Source organism: Pseudactinotalea sp., assembly GCF_048594945.1.
In the GTDB taxonomy this organism is placed as follows: domain Bacteria; phylum Actinomycetota; class Actinomycetes; order Actinomycetales; family Beutenbergiaceae; genus Pseudactinotalea.
In genome coordinates this window covers 1-3,196 of the sequence record NZ_JBMDXJ010000540.1, presented here as the reverse complement: position 1 = coordinate 3,196, position 3,196 = coordinate 1, and the positions used below count along the sequence as shown (strand labels likewise).

Below are 3,196 nucleotides of genomic sequence, written 5' to 3'. Positions count from 1 at the left end.
GGCCTTGTCCTGGTAGAGCTCGAACTTGCCTGCCATCGCGCATCCTCACGTTCGTGGTGGTTGCCAGCGTTCTCGATCGTAGAGTTCGACGCCCTGCCGCGTACGGCCAATGCGAGATCTCTTGATAGGTGACCTCACGGTCACCTATAGTTGGATCGTGCCCGACCTCGACGCCACGATCCGCGCGCTCACCGACCCGCACCGGCGGGCCCTGCTTGATGCGCTGCGAACCCAGGACGGCGTCCCGGTCCGCGACCTTGAGGCCGCTCTCCCCGAGCTCGGCCGGCACGCGGTGCTCAAGCACCTCCGCGTTCTCGAGGCCTCGGAGCTCGTCACGACCCGCAAGGTGGGGCGCAGCCGGTTCGTGCACCTCAACCCCACCCCGATCGTGGAGCTGGCTCGCCGTTGGCTCGACGACTACTCCGCCTTCGCCGGACTCGCGCTCACCCGGCTGCGCGACCACCTCGAACCCGAGCGCACGAACTCAGGAGAGACCATGTCGAACACCCGAACGCTCGTCGCCACGATCGTCATCGAAGCCACCCCGGAGCGGGTGTGGCAGGCGATCGTGGACCCCGAGCAGTCCCGCCGCTGGTTCTTCGGCGGCCTCGTGCGCAGCGACTGGCAGGTGGGCGCATCGATCGAGTGGGTCGACGCCGACGGCGCCTCCCTCATCGCCGGCGAGATCACCGCCCTCGAGGAAGGCGTGCGACTGGCCCACACCTTCAGTGCGACCTGGTCGCCCGAGACCGCCGCCGACCCGATCTCGGCCTACGAGTGGCTCCTCGAGCCCCTAGGAGAGGGCCTCACCCGGGTCACCGTCACGCACACCGGCGTGCCCGCGGGCACGGCCCCCGAGAACCAGGTCGACGGCGGTACCTCCTTGGTCATCTCCTCGCTCAAGACCTTCGTGGAGACCGGCCGGACCATGCCCGGTATGGGGTGAGGAACGCCGTCGGGCATCACGAACAGATGGATACGGTGGAGGCGACGAGAGGACTCCCATGCTCACCACGCACACCCTCGACGTGCCAGGCGCGGTGCTGGCCTACGACATCCATCAGCCGGAGCGGCCGAGCGAGCACCCGCCGCTGTTCGTGTTCGGATCGCCGATGGGTGCGTCCGGCTTCGAGCAGCTGGTGACCCAGCTCGACGACCGGGTCGTGCTCACCTACGACCCACGCATGGCCGAGCGCAGCCGGCTGAAGGATGGCGGTGAGGTCACCGTGGAGATCCACGGCGACGACCTGCACCGCGTGGTGGAGGCCGCCGGGTTCGGACCGGTCGACGCATTCGGCTCCAGCGGCGGTGCCCAGGCTGCGTTGCCGTGGGTGATCGCGCACCCCGGCGACGTGCGCACGCTGGTGGCGCACGAGCCGCCGCTGACGCTGCTGCTGCCGGACGCGCAGATCCTGCAGACGGTCAGCGCCGACATCGTGGACACCTATCGGCAGCGGGGCTTCGGTCCAGCGATGGCGAAGTTCCTGCAGCTCGTCATGCACACGGGCGAGCTCACGCAGGAGTATCTGGACCGGCCCGAGCCCGACCCGGCGCAGTTCGGGCTGCCCATCGAGGACGACGGCAGCCGCGACGACCCGCTGCTCGCCCACAACATGGCGATGCCTCCCTACCTCCCCGACGCGCAGGCGCTCAACGCCTCCGGCGTGCGGATCGTGCTGGCGATCGGGGCGGAGGGCGTCGGTGGCATGCCCCGGCGCGGTGGCGAGGCCCTCGCGGAGCTACTCGCCATCGAGCCCGTGATCTTCCCCGGTGACCACGGCGGGTTCGCCACCAACGAGTGGTCGCCCGGCAACGACCCAGCCGCGTTCGCCGCCACGCTGAAGGACGTGCTGGACGGGTGAGCGGCGCACCCGATCGCCAAGCTCGGCGGGCCGTCGTCGGGCACTGCTGATCACGACAGATCTGGCACGATTCGCCCAAGGCGCTGCGAGACGACTGGACCACCATGACCGCACAGATGAGTGAGCACGACACCGCGATCTGGTACGCGATCCAGATCACTGAGCTGATCGGGGCGAGTCGGCTCGAGCAGTGGCCGGGGGAGCCGGCGCCGTTCGTCATGCGGCTCGGCGAAGGGGAGCGGGCGCTCACCACCGGCGGCTACATGCTCTACGACTACGGCGCCCTCGGCGACGGCAGCTACGAGCATCAGGGCGGCATGTTCATGGCGACCGGTCGCGGCGGACTTGCGATGACCGCCGGCTTCATGGCGGCGCAGGCCTTCGGCAACTCCTCGCGGCGCAAGGCAGCCGAGCGGGCCGCCCAGGAGCGGTGGAAGCCGCTCGAACAGGGGCAGATCTGGATCACCGAGCACGGCTTCTACCGCGCGTCCCAATACGGCATGACCACCTGGGGATACGGCGACATCGACGCCGCCCAGCTGGTGGCCCCAGGAAACTTGTGGTTCTCCGGGCAATCGACACAGGGTGCGATCTCCTGGATCGTGGAGTCGACCTGGGCCGAGCTGATCCTGCTGCTGTGGGCCCGCGCGGTGGGCGTCCAGCACCCGCAGACGATGGACGTCGGCTGGATCCCACCCGGGTGGGTCGAGCGGGTGCAGGGTGCCGGCGTTGCGCTGCCGCAGGCGTTGACGCCCACCTCGCCGCTTCGGGGGATCCTGCCGCCGGGGTGATTCGCGGTTATTCGCGTGGCCGCCCGTGAGCACCGCCGGATAGCGTGGAGGCGTGACCTCGAACCCCGCACGCACGGTCGCTGAGACCGTCCCCCTCGACAGCGCATCCACCCAGTCCCTGGCCGATCGTGGCTTCGACTACCGCATCGTCACGACCGAGGGCGAGCCGTTCGAGCGCTTCAACGCGGCGATCGGGCGTGGCTTCCTGGGCGAGCGCTCGACGCCCGAGCGGGTCCAGGGGTGGCGGGAGTCCATCGATGGCAACCGGCTCGTCGGCGTCTACGACCCCGAGGGCGCGGACCCGGAGACGCCGGTCGGCACGGTCAACTCCTGGGTGATGGACGTGACCGTCGATGCCGACTCCTTCCTCCCGATGTGGTCGATCAGTGCGGTCACGGTGTCCTCGACCCACCGCCGTCGGGGCATCGCGCGAGCCCTCCTCGAGGGCGAGCTGCGAGCGGCGGCGAGTGCTGGTGTGCCGATCGCCGGTCTGACCGTGTCCGAGGCGACGATCTACGGCCGCTACGGCTTCGGCGTCGCCGC

4 protein-coding genes are annotated in these 3,196 nt (G+C 69.8%); all 4 read left to right on the top strand.

What is annotated here, in order from left to right; genetic code table 11:
- The first annotated feature begins 157 nt into the window (after nt 1-157).
- Nucleotides 158-946, top strand: coding sequence for an ArsR/SmtB family transcription factor (locus ACOJSN_RS24620; protein WP_420115123.1), 789 nt, complete (start codon nt 158-160; stop codon nt 944-946).
- 58 nt (nt 947-1,004) lie between these two features.
- Entirely contained in the window at nt 1,005-1,862 is an 858-nt protein-coding gene (locus ACOJSN_RS24615; protein WP_420115122.1) for an alpha/beta hydrolase, read from the top strand.
- Nucleotides 1,863-1,978: 116 nt separating this feature from the next.
- Nucleotides 1,979-2,653 (top strand): hypothetical protein, encoded by a 675-nt coding sequence (locus ACOJSN_RS24610; RefSeq protein WP_420115121.1) that lies wholly within the window; start codon nt 1,979-1,981, stop codon nt 2,651-2,653.
- A gap of 52 nt (nt 2,654-2,705) precedes the next feature.
- Nucleotides 2,706-3,196 (top strand): GNAT family N-acetyltransferase (locus ACOJSN_RS24605; protein ID WP_420115120.1); only part of this gene is annotated, 491 nt, incomplete at its 3' end.

Coding starts and splice junctions, on each gene's coding strand:
- ACOJSN_RS24615 (WP_420115122.1), top strand. CDS start 1,005: ATGCTCACCACGCACACCCTCGACGTGCCAGGCGCGGTGCTGGCCTAC.
- ACOJSN_RS24610 (WP_420115121.1), top strand. CDS start 1,979: ATGAGTGAGCACGACACCGCGATCTGGTACGCGATCCAGATCACTGAG.